Genomic DNA, 15,177 nt, shown 5'->3' on the forward strand with positions numbered 1-15,177 from the left:
GCTATTTGACGGCGCCGAGGGAGAGGCCCTGGACGAGCTTGTCCTGGGCGGCGAAGCCGGCGAACAGCACCGGCAGGGAGACCACGACGGCGGCTGCGCAGACCTTGGCGAGGAACAGTCCCTGGCCGGAGACGAAGCCGGTGAGGAAGACCGGGGCGGTGCCGGCCACGACGCCGGTGAGGACCCGGGCCAGGAGCAGTTCGTTCCAGCTGAAGATGAAGCAGATCAGGGCGGTGGCGGCGATGCCGGGCATTGCCACGGGGGCCACCACCTTGCGGAGTGTCAGCAGCAGGCCCGCGCCGTCAATCTGGGCGGCCTCCAGCATTTCGACCGGCACTTCGTCGAGGAAGGACCGCATCATCCACACGGCGATGGGCAGGTTCATCGAGGTGTACATCAGGACCAGGAACCAGATGTTGTCCAGCGCGCCGATGTTTTTGGCGACGAGGTAAAGCGGCAGGACCGCGGCGACGACCGGCATCATCTTGGTGGAGAGGAAGAAGAACATCACGTCGGACCACTTCTTCACCGGACGGATCGACAGGGCGTACGCGGCCGGGATCGCCAGCAGCAGCACCAGGACGGTGGAGAAGATCGAGGCGGTGGCGGAGTTGATCAGTGACGGCCACGGGCTGACCCCGGACGTTGCCCCGAAGAACTCCTGGTACGCGTCCAGCGTGAGGTCAGCGGCGATGGAGGGCGGATTGGTCGCGGCGTCCGTTTCCGAGTGGAAGGACGTCAGGATCATCCACAGGACCGGCACTGCGAACAGCAGGGCCAGCAGCCAGGCCGCGATGCCGGCGGCCGTGTTGTTCCGGGTGGGGTCCATGCGGGACTTGCCGCGGCGCCGTGAACCCGTACTGCGGACGTTCGGGCCGGGGACGGATGCCCGGCGCTCGGTGGGGGTGAGCGTGCTCATCGTGCTGCCTCCTTCTTGAAGAGCGAGAAAACGGTGCGGAGTGCGAAGGTCGCCACGATGATGGTGCCGATGACCACCACGACGCCGGCGGCGGACGCCAGGCCGTATTCGTTGGCGTAGTAGAACGTCTCGTAGATGGCGTAGGGAAGGTTGGCCGTGCCCAGGCCGCCGGAGGTGAGGGTGAAGACGGCGTCGAAGTTCTGCACGATGTAGATGGCTCCGAGCAGGCCGCCGAGTTCCAGATACTGCCTCAGGTGCGGCAGGGTGAGGTGGTGGAAAATCGCCCAGGGAGTGGCTCCGTCCATTTGGGCGGCTTCGACCGTGTCCATGGGACGGGACTGCAGGCCGGCGAGCAAGATGAGCATCATGAATGGTGTCCACTGCCAGACCAGCGACATGATGATCGCCAGCAGGGGCGCCGAGGACAGCAGGTCAGTCTGCGGCGGGGCGTCGCTGCCGAAGAGCGACCAGACCCAGGTGAGCGTGCCGTTGATCAGGCCGTATACGGGGTTGAGAATGGCGTGCTTCCAGATGAGCGCCGCAGCCACCGGCACTACGAGGAAGGGGGCGATCAGCAGGGTCCGTGCCAGTCCGCGGCCGATGAACTTCTTGTCCAGGAGCAGGGCCAGGCCAAGGCCGAGGAGCAGGCTGGCCAGGACCACCGAGACGGTCATGACGATGGTGGTGACGATCGCCTGCAGAAAGTAGGGATCGGTGAGGACCTGGATGTAGTTATCGAACCCGGCAAACCCGGTCGTGTCCGGGCTGAGGCTGTTCCAGTTCATGAATGAGATGAACAGGGTCACCACGAACGGAAGCTGGGTGACAATGATGAGGAAGATCAGGGCCGGCAACAGCGGTGCACGCCGTACCCAGGCCACGGCGCGTTCCCGTGCTCTTGTATCTCTGGTGTCTCCGGTGTCTCTTGAAGGTTTGGCTGTGGTGCTCCCGTGCCGGGAGACGCGCGTCGCTGCGTTAGTCATGATGTTCTCCTGCAGTTGGGTTGTGGCTACTTGTACTTGTCGCCGACTTTTTGCGCGGCTTCCTGCCCCTTGGCGACGGCGTCGGCGACAGTCCCCTGGCCGGCGATGACAGAGCTCACGCCTTGGGACACCCTGGTGCCCAGGGCGGCGAACTCGGGAATACCGACAAACTGGATACCCACGGCCGGCCGCGGCTGGACGCCGGGGTTGGTCGGATCGGCGTTCTCGATGGCGAAGCGTTCGGCTTCAAAGAAGGGTGCGGCCTGCTGGAACTCGGTGTTCTCGTAGGTGGAGATGCGCTTGCCGGACGGGACTTTGGACCAGCCGAGCTTGGACGCAACCAGTTCCTCGTACTCCTTCGAGCTCGCCCAGGCGATGAACTTGCCGGCGGCATCCTGCTTCTTGGAGGCCGCTTGCACGGCCCAGGACCAGGTCCACAGCCAGCCCGAGGACTTGGTTTCCTTTACCGGGGCCTGGGCGTAGCCGATCTTTCCCTTCACCGGGGAGGCCTCTGATTCCAGGGCGCCGGCCGCTGAGGTGGCGTCGTACCACATGGCGACCTTGCCCTGGCTCATGTTGTTCAGGCACTCGGTGAACCCGGCTTGGGCGGCCCCCGCCGGACCGTGGTCCCGGACCAGCTTGGTGTAGAACTCGACTGCTGCGGTGAATTCCGGGCTGTTGACCTGCGCGTTCCAGTCCTTGTCGAACCATGTCCCGCCGAAGGTGTTCACCACCGTGGTCAGCGGTGCGAAGACCTGGCCCCAGCCGGGCTGGCCGCGCAGGCAGATCCCCTTCATGCCCGGGGCGGCGCCGTCGGCCTGTGCGGCCAAGGCTGCGACCTCATCCCAGGTGGGCTTCTCCGGCATGGTCAGGCCCTTGGCGTCGAAGATGTCCTTCCGGTACATCAGGAAGGAGGACTCTCCATAAAACGGTTCGCCGTAGAGCTTTCCGTCCGTGCCGGTCAGCGAGGCCGTGTAGGCCGGCAGGATGTCCGCCTGGTTGAACTCGGGATCCTGGGCCACATGGTCCAGCGGTGCCAGCCAGCCATTCGCGGAGTAGAACGGAATCTCGTAGTTGGACAGCGACGCAATGTCGTACTGGCCGGCCTGGCTCGAGAATTCCTGGCTGATCTTGGCGCGGACGTCGTTTTCCGGCAGGACGGTGTAGTTGACCCTGATGCCGGTTTTCTGGGTGAAGTTCTCCGCCGTGAGCCGCTGCAGGTCCTCCATCTGGGGGTTGTTCACCATCAGGACATTGATGGCATTCGGGTCACCTGCCGAATTTCCTCCGCCTGCACCTGCACAGGCCGAGGCGCTGATGGCCACGCAGAGGGCACCTGCGGCCAACGCGGCGACGCGTGTTTTTGCGCGCATTCAAGGACTCCTTTGTTCTTTCGGGGGATGCAATGCGACCTGCGCTCCGACTGCCTGTGTCGGGGTGCGGCGCCGAATGCGGGACCTGGGCTGGAAGCCGGGGCGCCTCGCTGATGTTCCTCAAGATTAGGCCCGTGGGATAGGGCACAACTAGCGCCGTGGTTGCCAGTTTCTGATACTAATTTTCCGCACCTGCGCCCGGCCGGGCGCTACGCTAGGAGCAGGTAGCACAAAGGCTGTCGCTATTTCATAACCTTGACCTAGGGAGAACCAGGATGAGCGCAGCAGATCCCAGCGGCGGCGCAGACCCAGTCGACAGTGCGGCTGCCCGGCTTGCAGAAAGACTGCTGGGCATGCACGCCAACCGGGAAGTCATCCCGGAAGACCCGAACCATTCGGTCCGGTGGCATGAGCACGACTACCCCAGTCCGGTGGCACGTTGGAACTACCATCCTGAGTACGAGCTGCACCTGATCCGGAAAGGCACCGGAAAGTTCATCGTGGGAGACCACATCGGGACCTTCGAGGCCGGACACGTTGTGCTGGTGGGGTCGGGGCTGCCGCACGATTGGGTCAGCGACCTCGAGCCCGGAGAAGTCCTCCAGGGCAGGGACGCCCTCATCCAGTTCGACGGAAAGTGGGTTGAACAGGCGGCGTCGATCATTCCTGAAATGGCCGAGGTCAAACCGCTGCTGGAACAGTCCTCCCGCGGAATCGAGTTCCTGGGACGGACGGCCCGGACGGCCGCCGCGTCCATCGACGCGATGGGCGCATCCACCGGGTTGGAGCGGCTGCACCATCTTTTTGAGCTGCTGGGGACACTTGCCCGCGCACCGCAGGAGGAACGGCGCTACCTGGCCGACGAATGGTTCAGGCCCCAGCTGGACGGCCAGGCCGCGGCCGTGGTGGACATCGTCCTCGAATACGTCTTCAGCAACCACGCCGGCAGCGTCAAGATGTCCGAGGCCGCCGCGCTGGTAGGGATGTCAGAGCCGACGTTTTCGAAATACTTCAAACGCGCCACCGGCCAGAACTTCAGCGATTTGGTCCGCAAACTGCGGCTCGCCCACGCACGGCGCCTGCTGGAACACAGCGACAAAGCGATCTCCGACATTTGTTACGAAGTCGGCTTCTCGAATCTCTCCAACTTCAACCGGCATTTCCTGAATGACGCGGGCGTTACCCCGCGCCATTACCGCCAGCGCGTCCAGTTGTGATCGTGCCGGTCGGGACCGAGGCGTGCCTGGCGGACCATCCCTAGTGGAGGATGACCGGCTTCGCCGGGTCCTCGTCCGGCAGGTCGCCGTCGACGACGGCGGTCACCTGCAGCTGCGTCAGCGATAGGCTGCCGCCCACCGTCGACAGGAACGCGGTGTCCGAGGAGTCCCGGCCGGCGGTTATCCGCAGCATGCTCTCCCGGGGAGCCAGTCCGGTGGGATCGATGACGTGCCAGGCACCGTTGACGTGGGCTTCGGCCACGGCGTGGAAGTCCATGGGGTTCAGCCCAGGGGCGTACACGGCGGCCAGCCGGGCCGGTACGTTCTTGGCGCGCAGCAGGGAGATGGCCAGGTGGGCGAAGTCGCGGCAGACCCCGCGGCGGTGCAGCAGCGTCTCGACGGCGCCGTCGGTCCCGCGGGAGGATCCGCTGATGTAGCGCAGCTCGCTGAAGACCCAGTTGCGCACCGCGTTCACCAGCTCTTCGCCCTGCAGCCCGCCGAATTCCGCGTAGGCGGTGGGCAGGAGCCGGTCGGACTCGGCGTAGCGGCTCGGCCGGACGTAGCGGATGAGTTCCATCAGCCGGGGTTCCTCCGGCAGCGCGAACCCCGACACGGCGGCGGTGTACTCCACCAGCACGTCGGCGGGTTCGGCGAATTCCATGTAGTGGAAGCGCCCTCCGTGGTGGTCGGAGAGCTCGGTCAGCGGGACATCTTCGCCGCCGGCCGTCACGGACAGGGACTCCACGAAGCTGGTGTAGCCGGCGTTTCGTGCCACGGACACCGCCAGGGCGACCTTGGTGTCGGCCACGGTCTTGAAGGCCAGGCGGGCGGCTACAGAGCGGTGCATGGATCTCCGGGGTGTGAGGTTGCGGCGGGTCGCGTCGCCGTCGTCCCTGCCGGCCCGGCTGTGTGCGGGCGGCGGGCGGTGCGGGACTAGTTTTTGATCTCCAGAGACATTAGCATCCGCTGGACGTTGGCGAATTCCGAGCCGTCGTTGGCGTATTTGGCCGCCTGGTCCAGGGTGTCGAAGGCCTTGGCCGGGGCAACCTTCTGGTCGGGGGCGAAAGCCTTCAGCGCCGTCAGGTCCGCGAAGGAGTAATCGCCCATGCCCTCGGGGCCGCGGACCAGGTTCTGAAGCACGCAGGCCTTTCCTTCCGTGCCGCCGACGATGTTGGTGATGCCGTAGGAGCCGAAGTACTTGTAGCCCTGGATCACCCGGAACACCACGCGCGGGTCGATGGTGCCGTCGCCGCCGCGGTGCGGCAGGTCCACCGGGATGCTGCTGACCACGACGTAGGGTTTGGCGGCCTTGTCTGCGCAGGCCGGGGCGGGCTGGGGCCGGAGGCCGGTCTGCAGGGTGGCGAGGTAGCCGCCGTCGGCGTCCTTGACCTCGATCTTGAGTGCGCCGGGCAGGGTGCCCTGCTCCGGGGGCAAGGACTGCGCGATCCATTCCCGCGGCAGCTCGAAACTGATTTTCTTCGCCGGATCCGTAAAGACCTTCCAGTCCGCTGCCGTCGAACCCGGCGACGGCGAGGCGGTGGACCCTGGCGAGGCGGTGGACCCTGGCGAGGCGCCCGGCGTCGTGCTGCCCGCGGAGGGTTCCACTGACGGATCCGACGGCGCACCGCTCGCCCCGGGACTGCCGCCCGCCGTCCAGGCGGGCGTGCCCTTGCCGTCGCCGGTGCACCCGGCCAGCGCCGTGGCGGCGAGCACCAGGGCAGCGGCGGTCCGGAGCCCGCGGGCCGCGGGCCGCCGGAAGGTGTCCGTCCCAGTCATGGTGCCAGCGTAGCGGGACATCGGGCCTCCTAGAGTTCCCTGATCAGCGTTTCGTAGAAGGTGACGCCGCGCTCCAGGGTCTCCAGCAGGATCTTTTCGTCGACGGCGTGGATGGAGGCCCGGGCCCCGGCGTCCATCGAGAACGGGGCGAAGCGGTACACGGCGGTGCAGATCCCGGTGAAACGACGCGAATCCGTGCCGCCCATCATGATGTAGGGGGTGACGAGCGCCTCGGGGAAAACCTCGGTGATGGAGGCCTCCAGCAGCTCCCATTGCGGTCCGGAGTAGGGCGAGACCGGGGAGGGATCGTTGCCTTCCACCACTCGCAGCTCCACCTTGGGGTCCCGGATGATCCGCCGCAGCCGCTCCACCGTCCCCTCGACAGTCTCCCCCACGGCCACCCGGATGTTGGCGTTGGCCCGGGCGGTGGCGGCCAGGACGTTGGCGCCGGGGCTGCCCTCCAGGGTGGTGATGGCGACGGTGGTGCGGGTCATGGCGTTGGTCTCATTCCCCATCCGGCCAAAGAGCAGGGTCACCGGGGCGCGGAACAGGGACAGCCTGGCGAACACTGCCCGCAACGGCGCCGGGGCGTGCGGACCGAACCGCCGGAGCATCTCCGCGGTGACGTCCGGCAGCGACTGCGGAAAGGGGCTGCGTTCGATCCGGGTGATGGCACGCGCCAGCCGCGCCGTCGCGCCCATCCGGGGAGGGGTGGAGGCGTGCCCGCCGGGGTCCCGGGTCAGCAGCTCCACATCGAGGATCCCTTTTTCGGCCACCCCGACCACGGCGGCCGGCCGTCTCACGCCGGGAAACGCCCCGCCGGCCACGGCGCCGCCCTCGTCCAGCACCAGCCAGGGCCGCACTCCCCGGCCGGCGAGCAGTGCCGCGGCTGCCGCGGCGCTGTCCCCGGCGGTCTCCTCGTTGTTGCCGAAGGAGAAGTAGAGGTCGCGGGCGGGGGCGAACCCGGCGTCGAGCAGGGATTCTGCCGCCTCCATCACGGCGACCAGCTGGCCCTTGTCGTCGAGGGTGCCGCGGCCCCACAGGTGGGTGCCGTCGATGTGCCCGGAAAACGGCGGGTGCGTCCAGGCCTCCGGGTCGCCCGCGGGCACGACGTCGTAGTGGGCCATCAGCACGGTCGGACGCGCAGCGGGGTCCGGCCCGGTCCCGGGCCAACGGAACAGCAGCGCGCTGCCGGTGACGCGTTCGAGGTCCAGGGCGGCGTGGACGGCGGGATACAGGCGGGCCAGCGCTGCGATGAATCCTTCGAACTCGGCGGCGTCCACCTCGTGGTCCAGCCGGGAGGACACGGTGCGGAACCGCACAAGTTCAGCCAGGGCGGCGGCGGCGCGGCTGGCGGGAGGCCTGGGGGTGCTCTGCATGCGCGAAAGTCTACGGCCGTGCCGGCCCCGGCGCCCGCCGCCGGGGACGCGATTCGCTGCCGGGAAAGCGGGATACGCTGGGGACATGGCGGATCAGGATTTTGACTCCACGGATTTCGGAGACCAGGACAGCGTGGCGGACATCTCCGCCGTCGACATCGCGGACTGGCGGCTCCGGACCTTTGCGCTCTACGCCAACGTGCGGAAGATCGCGGCAGAGGATCCGGCCGAGGCGCATTCGTACTGGCGCCAGGAGCGGGACCGGATGTTCGGCACACACCCCGCATCGCCGCTCACGGCGTCCGCCAAGTCCAGCTTCGGCGGGCTGAAGACGGCGGACTACGATCCGATCTACCGCTTCCACATCCCGCTGACCAGCGAGGGTGCCGGGCGGGAAATGAACGTGGAGACCGGGACCGACGGCCTGGTGCGGTTTGTCCGGCTGGGCACATTCGACCTGCCGGAAATGGGCCAGCTCGCCGTGTGGAAGCTCCGCGGCTACGGCGGCGGCATTTTTGTTCCTTTCCGTGATGCCACGGCCGGACAGCAGGGCGGCACCTACGGCGCGGGCCGCTACCTGCTGGACACCATCAAGGGTGCCTTCCACGGCGTGCAGGGGTCCGGCGCGGAGGCCGAGTTCGTCGTTGACTTCAACTTCGCCTACAACGCGTCCTGCGCCTACAACGAGGCGTGGGCATGCCCCCTCGCCGGCCCGTCCAACCGCCTGGCCGTGGAGATCCCTGTCGGCGAGCTGTACTGAGCGGATGGACACAGAGCTCGATCAGCACACCCCTGCCCCCGGAAGTGCCGCCGTCGGCGCCGCCACCGGATCTGCCCCCGGACCTTCCGCCGTCGGGACGGTCGGTCCTTCCGGCCGGGCTCCTGTCCGACGCCGGCACCGCGGCGTCCTGCGCTATCCGCTGGTCCGGCAGCTGCTGAGGTTTACCGCCGTCGGCGTCGTCTGCACGGCGACGTCGCTGGCGCTGTACGCGTTCCTCCGGCCGTACTTCGGCTCGCAGCCGGCCAACGCCACCGCGCTCATCCTGACCTCGCAGATGAACACCGCCCTGAACCGGCGGCTGACCTTCAAAATCACCGACCGCCACCGGATGAAGCGCGACCACCTCAACGGGCTGATCGTGATCGTCGTGGCGCTCCTGATTACCGGCGGCAGCCTCGGCGTCCTGCACTGGATCAATCCCGCCGCCACCGTGGCCGACGAGCTGTGGACCACTACCCTCGCCGGTTTCGCGGCCACGGCCGTGCGCTTCACCCTGCTGCGGCACTGGATCTTCCGCCGCGCCCGGCACCGCTAAACCCCGGTTGCCCTGTCAGATAACGTCCCTCTGAGGGCCCCGGAACAGCATTAAGTGACAGGGCAACGCGGGGTCAGGGGCCGGCGAGGGCACGGACGCTGCCGACGGCGGTGCGGACCGCCGCCGCCGCTTCCTGCAGCTCGGCAGCCGTGATGGTGGTGTCGAAGCTGAAGCGCACTGCGGTCTGCGCAACTTCGGCCTCGATGCCCATGGCGCGCAGCACCGGCGACGGCTCGTCCGAGCCCGCCGCGCAGGCCGATCCGCTGGAGCAGATGACGCCCTGGCGCTCGAGTTCCAGCAACACGGACTCGCCGCTGGTCCCCGGGAAGCAGAACGACGCCACGGAGGGCAGCCGCTCCACCGGATGGCCGGTGAGGACCGCGCCCGGAACCCCGGCGTGTACCGAGCGGATAAAGTCATCCCGCAGGGCGGAGACCTGCGCCGCACGGTCCCCCTGGGAACCCCGGGCGAGGGTGAGCGCCGTCGCGAGCGCCACAGCCCCGGCCACGTTCTCGGTCCCCGACCGGCGCCCGCGTTCCTGCCCGCCGCCGTGGATGACGGGCTCCAGCCGGGTGCGGCTCCGCACGAACAAGGCCCCGCTGCCTTTCGGGGCTCCCAGTTTGTGGCCGGAGATGCTTAGGGCATCCACGCCCAGTGCCGCGGTGTCGAGCGGCAGCCAGCCGGCAGCCTGGACCGCGTCGGTGTGGAAGGGTATGCCCTGCGCCCGGGCCAGCGCGGCCAGCCGGGCGACCGGCTGCACGGTGCCCACCTCATTGTTGGCGTACATGATGCTGACCAGGGCGGTTTCCGGCCGGAGCACGGCGGCGAGCGCCGCCTCGGTGACGCGGCCGTACGGATCCACCGGCAGCACGTCGACGGCGAAACCGTGCACGCGCTCCAGGTAGCGTGCGGATTCCTCCACGGCGGGATGTTCGACGGCGCTGATCACCACCCGGTCCAGCCGCGGGTCCGCGGCCCGCCGGGCCAGCGCGATGCCCTTGACGGCGAGGTTGTCCGCTTCCGTGCCGCCGGAGGTGAAGACTACCTCTCCCGGGCGGCAGCCCAGTGCCTTGGCCGTCGCTGCCCTGGCCCCGGCAAGCGCCGTGGCCGCGGCGTCGCCGAGGGAATGGTGGCTCGAGGGATTGCCGAACTCCCCGCTGAGGTACGGCCACATCGCTTCGAGCACCTCGCGGCGGACCGGGGTGGTGGCCGCGGCGTCGAGGAATATCATGGCGTGGTCCGGCCCGCTGCCTGTTCGGTGGTGCCGTCAGCACGGAGCTGGTCCCTGCCGGGTCCGAGGTCAATGTCGAGTCCCAGATCCAGGGCGGCCACGCTGTGCGTCAGTCCGCCGATCGAGATGACGTCCACCCCGGTGGCGGCGATACCGGCCACAGTGGCCAGGTTGACGTTGCCGCTGGCCTCGACCCGCGCCCGTCCGGCCACCAGGGCCACCCCCGCGGCCAGCTCCGCGGGGGTGAAGTTGTCCAGCATGATGGTGTCCACCCCGGCGTCCAGTACGGGCCCGATCTGGTCCATGCTGTCCACTTCCACTTCGAAGTGGGTGGTGTGCCCCAGCCGGGCTTTGGCGTCACGCAGCACCGCGGTGAGTTTCGACGGGTCTCCCCCGGTGAGGACGGCCAGGTGGTTGTCCTTGGCCAGCACGGCGTCGGAGAGGCCGAAGCGGTGGTTGGCTCCGCCGCCGCAGCGGACCGCGTAGCGTTCGAGCACCCGCAGGCCCGGCGTCGTTTTCCGCGTATCAGTGATGCGCGCCCCTGTGCCGTCCACGAGGGCGACGAACTCCGCCGTCCTGGTGGCGATGGCGCTCATCCGCTGAACCAGGTTCAGGGCCACACGCTCGGCCAGCAGCACGGCGCGGGCGTTGCCGGAGACCCTCGCGAGCGCCGTTCCGGCGGCAAAGGCGGCACCGTCTGCCACCAAGAGTTCGACGACGGCGCCGGGGTCAGTGAGCTTCATCGCCGCAGCGAACACCTCCCCGCCGCTGAGCACGCCGGGCACCCGGGCGGCCAGGACCGCCGTCGCACGCGTGTCCGCGGGAATGAGCGTCTGCGAGGTGATGTCGCCGTAGGGTGCGTCCTCCAAGAGGGCGGCACGGAGGACGGCATCCACGGCTGCTGCGGGGAGGGTGCCTGCGAGCGCGGCGGTCGCCGACGGCGCGGCCGGACGCGCGGTGGCCACGGTAGTAGACCGTGTAGAGGTCGGGGCTGCAACGGGTGCGGTCATGAGGAAATCCTTTGTTTCGGACGGGACGCGGCGGCGGGCCGGTGGCCGTGCGCGCCGGCCGGCAGGGTGGGGCGGGCGGGCGCTACCAGCAGGGCGGGGGCGGCGGCTGTCGCGTCGGCCCGGTAGTGGGCGCCGACGGAGCCGGTCCGCTGCCGGGCGGCCGCCACGAGAAGTTGCGCGGCGAGCAGCAGGTTCCGGTCCTCGTGCTCCCGCGGGTCCGCTGCGTCCGCCACGTTCCCGGGACGGACGACGGCGGCCCATGACGCCAGCACGTTCTCCGCCTCCCGCAGCTGATCGCCGCTGCGCAGGACCCCGGCGTCCGCAGTCATCAACCGCCGCAGGGCCTCGCGAGAAAATGGCACGGAATCAGCCTCAGCCTTCACAACACCAACCTCAGGGGCCGCCGGTAGAGCTTCTTCCCCGACAGAGTCGCGCGACAGCGCTGCGGAAGCGGGCGTCAAGGGGAGGCCGGCAGCGGCCGTGGGCCCACGCGATCCGGGTTCCCTGGCCGAGCTTGCGAGGCTAGGGCGATCGTGGGGAGCCCGCGGAGCAGCGGTGCCGTGCGACGGCACGCCACCCAGGAATGCCTCCACAGCGCGGCGGCCGAAGACCAGCCCCTCGAGGAGTGAATTGCTCGCCAGCCGGTTGGCGCCCTGCGCACCCGTGCACGCGACCTCGCCGGCTGCGTACAGCCCCGGCACGGTGGTGCGCCCCCACAGGTCGGTGGACACGCCGCCCATCCAGTAGTGCGCCGCCGGGGACACCGGAAGCGTCTGCGTGGTCCAGTCGTAGCCGGCGGCGCGGGTGGCAGCCGTGATGCTGGGAAAGCGCCGGGCCAGGAAGCCGGGCCCGCGGGCCGCCTCGATCGCCCGGGCGTCCAGGAAAACCGGGCTGTCCGCCGGCGCGCCCGTGGCGGCGAGGTGCAGGGCAATACTGCGGGAGACGACGTCGCGCGGGGCCAGTTCGGCGTCCGGGTGGTAGTCGGGCATAAAGCGGTAGCCGGCGGCGTCGAGCAGGACGGCGCCTTCCCCGCGGACAGCCTCTGAAATGAGCAGCGCCGGCGGGCCGCCGGGCACCTCGTCCGCCGCGAGTGTGGTGGGGTGGAACTGGAAGAATTCCAGGTCGCGGACCGCCGCTCCGGCCCGCCAGGCCAGGGCCAGGCCGTCTGCAGTGGCGACGGCCGGATTGCTGGTCCGGGCGAAGAGCCGTCCGGCGCCGCCGGTGGCCAGGAGCACCGCGTCGGCCTGCAACTGCCGCGGCTGCCCGTGGGACAGGTAGGCCACGCCGGTGACCCGCGCGGAGCCCGCCGTCGGGCCGGGTTCGGGGAGGCTGGTGGGTTCAGGAAGGTCAGTGAGCAGGTCGGTGACGAACGCGCCGGTCTCCACCCGCAGCCGGCCCTGGCCTGTCCGGTTGAGGACGGCGCGCTCCAGGACGGCGGCGACCAGGGCGCGGGTGATGCGGGCGCCGGTCGCGTCGCCGCCGGCGTGCAGGATGCGGGCGGCCGAGTGTGCCGCCTCAAGGCCGAGCGCCGGGCCGCCGCCGGGTCCGGCGTCGAAGTGCACGCCGAACCGTTGCAGCCCCGCGATGTCCCGGACGGCCTCGGTGCACAGGACCCGTACGGCGTCGGGGTCGTTGAGTCCGGCGCCCGCGGCGAGGGTGTCGGCGATGTGCGCCGCTACGGAGTCTCCGGGCGCGGCCTCCCCCGGGGCGAGCACCGCCGAGACGCCGCCCTGGGCGTAGAAGGTGTTGCTCTGCTCGAGGGTTCCCTTGCTCAGGAGCACCACCTCGCACGCCGGGCCGCCGTCTCGGACCGCGTCGGACGCGAGCAGCGCGGCATACAGCCCCGCGATGCCGCTGCCGACAACCACCAACCGCGGGGGCCTGGTCACGGCCGTGCCGCCAGCATCCGCTCGAGGGCAACCTTTGCCGGGGCGGCGACGTCGTCCGTCACTGTGATCCGGTTGACCACCTCGCCCCGGACCAGCGCTTCCAGGACCCAGGCGAGGTAGCCGGGGTGGATGCGGTACATGGTGGAGCAGGGGCAGATCACCGGGTCCAGGCAGAAGATGGTGTGTTGCGGGTACTCCGCGGCCAGCCGGTTGACCATGTTGATCTCGGTGCCGATCGCGAAGGTGGTGGGCTCCGTGGCGGCGGCGATGGCCTTGCGGATGAAGTCCGTGGAACCGGCGGAATCAGCGGCGTCCACCACCTCCATGGGGCATTCCGGGTGCACAATCACCTGGACGCCCGGGAACTCGGCGCGCGCCTTTTCGATCTGGCCCACGTTGAAGCGCTTGTGGACCGAGCAGAAGCCGTGCCAAAGGATCACGCGGGAATCGAGCAGGGTCTGTTCGTTGTTGCCGCCGAGGTCCTTGCGCGGGTTCCACAGGGGCATCTGCTCCAGCGGTACGCCCATGGCCTTGGCGGTGTTGCGGCCCAGGTGCTGGTCGGGGAAGAACAGCACGCGCTGGCCGCGCTCGAACGCCCATTCGAGGACGGTGGAGGCGTTGGAGGACGTGCAGACGATGCCGCCGTGCTCGCCGCAGAAGCCCTTGAGGGCGGCGGAGGAGTTCATGTAGGTGACCGGGATGACCGGGACCCGGCCGTCGGGGTCGGGCTCGGTGCCGTACAGTTCCTCCAGCTGTTCCCAGCACTCGGTCACGGAGTCGATGTCCGCCATGTCCGCCATGGAGCAGCCCGCGGCCAGGTTGGGCAGGATCACGGCCTGGTCCGGGCGGGACAGGATGTCCGCGGTTTCGGCCATGAAGTGCACGCCGCAGAAGATGATGGCCTCGGCATCGGGCCGGGTCAGGGCGGCATTGGCCAGCTGGAAGGAGTCCCCCACGAAGTCGGCGTATTCGATCACTTCGTCGCGCTGGTAGAAGTGCCCCAGCACGACGGCGCGGTCCCCCAGTGCCGCTTTGGCGGCGCGGATCCGGGCGTCGAGCTCGGCGTCGCCGGCCAGCTTGTACTCCTCCGGGAGCTGGCCCTGCCGGGGTGTTGAGGCGGGGGCGACGTCGGCGACGGAGGCGCCGGGGCCGTAGGCGGGCACACCGGCGAGGGCCTCGGCGAGGTCGTAGTCCCAGGGTCCGCGGGCCAGCGCGGGGCTGCAGGTGGAGGCGGTCGCTGCAATGCCCGTGGCGCTGCTGGCGGCCTGTTCGCGCGTGATCAGCTGGATGGCCGTATTGACGCTGCTCATGGTGTGCTCCTGTTGTCTGGGTCAAGGCCGGGGCGGCCGGTAAAGCGGTAGAGGCGGGGCGGGCGGTGTTTGCCGCCCTGCAGGTACTGGTCGGTTTCTTCGATCTCCGGCGTGGCCTTGACCTGCCGGCGGAAGTTGGCCGGGTCCAGCTCGCGGTCCAGGACGGCCTCGTAGACCTCCCGGACCTGGGCGAGGGTGAAGTACTCGCCCAGCAGGTGGTACGCGATGGACCCGTAGGCCATCTTGTTGCGAAGCCGCCAGAGCGCGTAGTCGATGATGGCGTTGTGGTCGAAGGCCAGTTCGCCGAGCCGGTCGGCCCGGAACCACTTGACGTTTTCGGATTCGTCCGCGAGCGCGGCCTCGGTGGGCTGCACCAGCGCCCAGTACACAATCGAGACGACCCGCTGGGTGGGCGAACGGTGCAGGCCGCCGAACGCGTAAAGCTGTTCGAGGTAGCTGGGCGCCAGGCCCGTGGTCTCCTGCAGGTTCCGCGAGGCGGCGTCCGGCAGGGACTCGGAGTGGGTCAGCGGGCCCCCGGGCAGTGCCCACAGGCCCTTGAACGGTTCGCGGATCCGGCGCACCAGCGGGATCCAGAGGGTGGGCCGTCCGGAGCGCTCACTGGGGCGGAGGGCGAAGATCACCGTGGAGATGGCCAGCGACGGCGGCGCGAGTTGGCGCTCGGAGACGTTGGCTGCTGTGGTGTAAACGATGGTCACCCGCCTTCTGAGGCTCCAGGCCGGCCCGCTGGGGCTGTCCGGGACGCTCCGGCCCGAC

General features: G+C 69.2%; 14 protein-coding genes. 3 read left to right on the top strand and 11 right to left on the bottom strand.

Annotation, left to right across the window (positions count from 1 at the left end):
* Nucleotide 1: 1 nt before the first annotated feature.
* From FS787_RS03315 to FS787_RS03325, 3 genes are read right to left on the bottom strand one after another with little or no spacing between them, the layout of a single operon-like run.
* Nucleotides 2–919 (bottom strand): carbohydrate ABC transporter permease, encoded by a 918-nt coding sequence (locus tag FS787_RS03315; protein WP_144670882.1) that lies wholly within the window; start codon nucleotides 917–919, stop codon nucleotides 2–4.
* A complete protein-coding gene (locus tag FS787_RS03320; RefSeq protein WP_144670883.1) occupies nucleotides 916–1,902 on the bottom strand; it encodes a carbohydrate ABC transporter permease in 987 nt (328 codons plus the stop codon). Before FS787_RS03320 ends, FS787_RS03315 begins: the two co-directional genes overlap by 4 nt.
* A gap of 26 nt (nucleotides 1,903–1,928) precedes the next feature.
* Nucleotides 1,929–3,275 (bottom strand): sugar ABC transporter substrate-binding protein, encoded by a 1,347-nt coding sequence (locus FS787_RS03325; RefSeq protein ID WP_144670884.1) that lies wholly within the window; start codon nucleotides 3,273–3,275, stop codon nucleotides 1,929–1,931.
* 275 nt (nucleotides 3,276–3,550) lie between these two features.
* Between FS787_RS03325 and FS787_RS03330 the strand changes: the two genes are divergently transcribed.
* Nucleotides 3,551–4,492 (top strand): AraC family transcriptional regulator, encoded by a 942-nt coding sequence (locus tag FS787_RS03330; protein WP_144670885.1) that lies wholly within the window; start codon nucleotides 3,551–3,553, stop codon nucleotides 4,490–4,492.
* Nucleotides 4,493–4,532: 40 nt separating this feature from the next.
* Here the strand turns inward: FS787_RS03330 and FS787_RS03335 are convergent, their stop codons facing one another.
* The 3 genes from FS787_RS03335 to FS787_RS03345 form a co-directional block, all read right to left on the bottom strand.
* Entirely contained in the window at nucleotides 4,533–5,339 is an 807-nt protein-coding gene (locus FS787_RS03335; RefSeq protein WP_144670886.1) for a transglutaminase family protein, read from the bottom strand.
* Nucleotides 5,340–5,425: 86 nt separating this feature from the next.
* The gene (locus tag FS787_RS03340) at nucleotides 5,426–6,268 is read right to left on the bottom strand and encodes a hypothetical protein (protein ID WP_186329083.1); all 843 of its coding nucleotides are present in this window, start codon (nucleotides 6,266–6,268) and stop codon (nucleotides 5,426–5,428) included.
* Nucleotides 6,269–6,297: 29 nt separating this feature from the next.
* The gene (locus FS787_RS03345; protein ID WP_144670887.1) at nucleotides 6,298–7,647 is read right to left on the bottom strand and encodes a M20/M25/M40 family metallo-hydrolase; all 1,350 of its coding nucleotides are present in this window, start codon (nucleotides 7,645–7,647) and stop codon (nucleotides 6,298–6,300) included.
* Between the two features lie 85 nt (nucleotides 7,648–7,732).
* On the opposite strand from FS787_RS03345, the gene FS787_RS03350 reads away from it, so the two are divergent.
* Both FS787_RS03350 and FS787_RS03355 read left to right on the top strand, forming a co-directional pair.
* Nucleotides 7,733–8,407 (top strand): DUF1684 domain-containing protein, encoded by a 675-nt coding sequence (locus FS787_RS03350; protein ID WP_144670888.1) that lies wholly within the window; start codon nucleotides 7,733–7,735, stop codon nucleotides 8,405–8,407.
* Nucleotides 8,408–8,411: 4 nt separating this feature from the next.
* On the top strand, nucleotides 8,412–8,963 hold the full coding sequence (locus FS787_RS03355; RefSeq protein WP_144670889.1) for a GtrA family protein: 552 nt from the start codon (nucleotides 8,412–8,414) through the stop codon (nucleotides 8,961–8,963).
* A 73-nt stretch (nucleotides 8,964–9,036) separates the two neighbouring features.
* Here the strand turns inward: FS787_RS03355 and FS787_RS03360 are convergent, their stop codons facing one another.
* From FS787_RS03360 to FS787_RS03380, 5 genes are read right to left on the bottom strand one after another with little or no spacing between them, the layout of a single operon-like run.
* On the bottom strand, nucleotides 9,037–10,194 hold the full coding sequence (locus tag FS787_RS03360; protein ID WP_144670890.1) for a cysteine desulfurase family protein: 1,158 nt from the start codon (nucleotides 10,192–10,194) through the stop codon (nucleotides 9,037–9,039).
* Nucleotides 10,191–11,204, bottom strand: coding sequence for a carboxylating nicotinate-nucleotide diphosphorylase (gene nadC / locus FS787_RS03365; protein WP_144670891.1), 1,014 nt, complete (start codon nucleotides 11,202–11,204; stop codon nucleotides 10,191–10,193). Before nadC ends, FS787_RS03360 begins: the two co-directional genes overlap by 4 nt.
* Complete coding sequence (locus FS787_RS03370; RefSeq protein WP_144670892.1) at nucleotides 11,201–13,093, bottom strand: L-aspartate oxidase; 1,893 nt, start codon at nucleotides 13,091–13,093, stop codon at nucleotides 11,201–11,203. The genes nadC and FS787_RS03370 overlap by 4 nt, the downstream gene beginning before the upstream one ends.
* Nucleotides 13,090–14,403 (bottom strand): quinolinate synthase NadA, encoded by a 1,314-nt coding sequence (gene nadA, locus FS787_RS03375; protein WP_144670893.1) that lies wholly within the window; start codon nucleotides 14,401–14,403, stop codon nucleotides 13,090–13,092. The genes FS787_RS03370 and nadA overlap by 4 nt, the downstream gene beginning before the upstream one ends.
* Entirely contained in the window at nucleotides 14,400–15,113 is a 714-nt protein-coding gene (locus FS787_RS03380) for an NrtR DNA-binding winged helix domain-containing protein (protein WP_186329129.1), read from the bottom strand. Before FS787_RS03380 ends, nadA begins: the two co-directional genes overlap by 4 nt.
* Nucleotides 15,114–15,177 lie beyond the last annotated feature (64 nt).

It is taken from the genome of Arthrobacter sp. U41, assembly GCF_007679325.1.
Lineage (GTDB): Bacteria > Actinomycetota > Actinomycetes > Actinomycetales > Micrococcaceae > Arthrobacter.

Excerpts from the sequence above, each read along its gene's own strand:
- FS787_RS03315 (WP_144670882.1), bottom strand. The coding sequence starts at position 919 with ATGAGCACGCTCACCCCCACCGAGCGCCGGGCATCCGTCCCCGGCCCG.
- FS787_RS03320 (WP_144670883.1), bottom strand. The coding sequence starts at position 1,902 with ATGACTAACGCAGCGACGCGCGTCTCCCGGCACGGGAGCACCACAGCC.
- FS787_RS03325 (WP_144670884.1), bottom strand. The coding sequence starts at position 3,275 with ATGCGCGCAAAAACACGCGTCGCCGCGTTGGCCGCAGGTGCCCTCTGC.
- FS787_RS03330 (WP_144670885.1), top strand. The coding sequence starts at position 3,551 with ATGAGCGCAGCAGATCCCAGCGGCGGCGCAGACCCAGTCGACAGTGCG.
- FS787_RS03335 (WP_144670886.1), bottom strand. The coding sequence starts at position 5,339 with ATGCACCGCTCTGTAGCCGCCCGCCTGGCCTTCAAGACCGTGGCCGAC.
- FS787_RS03340 (WP_186329083.1), bottom strand. The coding sequence starts at position 6,268 with ATGACTGGGACGGACACCTTCCGGCGGCCCGCGGCCCGCGGGCTCCGG.
- FS787_RS03345 (WP_144670887.1), bottom strand. The coding sequence starts at position 7,647 with ATGCAGAGCACCCCCAGGCCTCCCGCCAGCCGCGCCGCCGCCGCCCTG.
- FS787_RS03350 (WP_144670888.1), top strand. The coding sequence starts at position 7,733 with ATGGCGGATCAGGATTTTGACTCCACGGATTTCGGAGACCAGGACAGC.
- FS787_RS03355 (WP_144670889.1), top strand. The coding sequence starts at position 8,412 with ATGGACACAGAGCTCGATCAGCACACCCCTGCCCCCGGAAGTGCCGCC.
- FS787_RS03360 (WP_144670890.1), bottom strand. The coding sequence starts at position 10,194 with ATGATATTCCTCGACGCCGCGGCCACCACCCCGGTCCGCCGCGAGGTG.
- nadC (WP_144670891.1), bottom strand. The coding sequence starts at position 11,204 with ATGACCGCACCCGTTGCAGCCCCGACCTCTACACGGTCTACTACCGTG.
- nadA (WP_144670893.1), bottom strand. The coding sequence starts at position 14,403 with ATGAGCAGCGTCAATACGGCCATCCAGCTGATCACGCGCGAACAGGCC.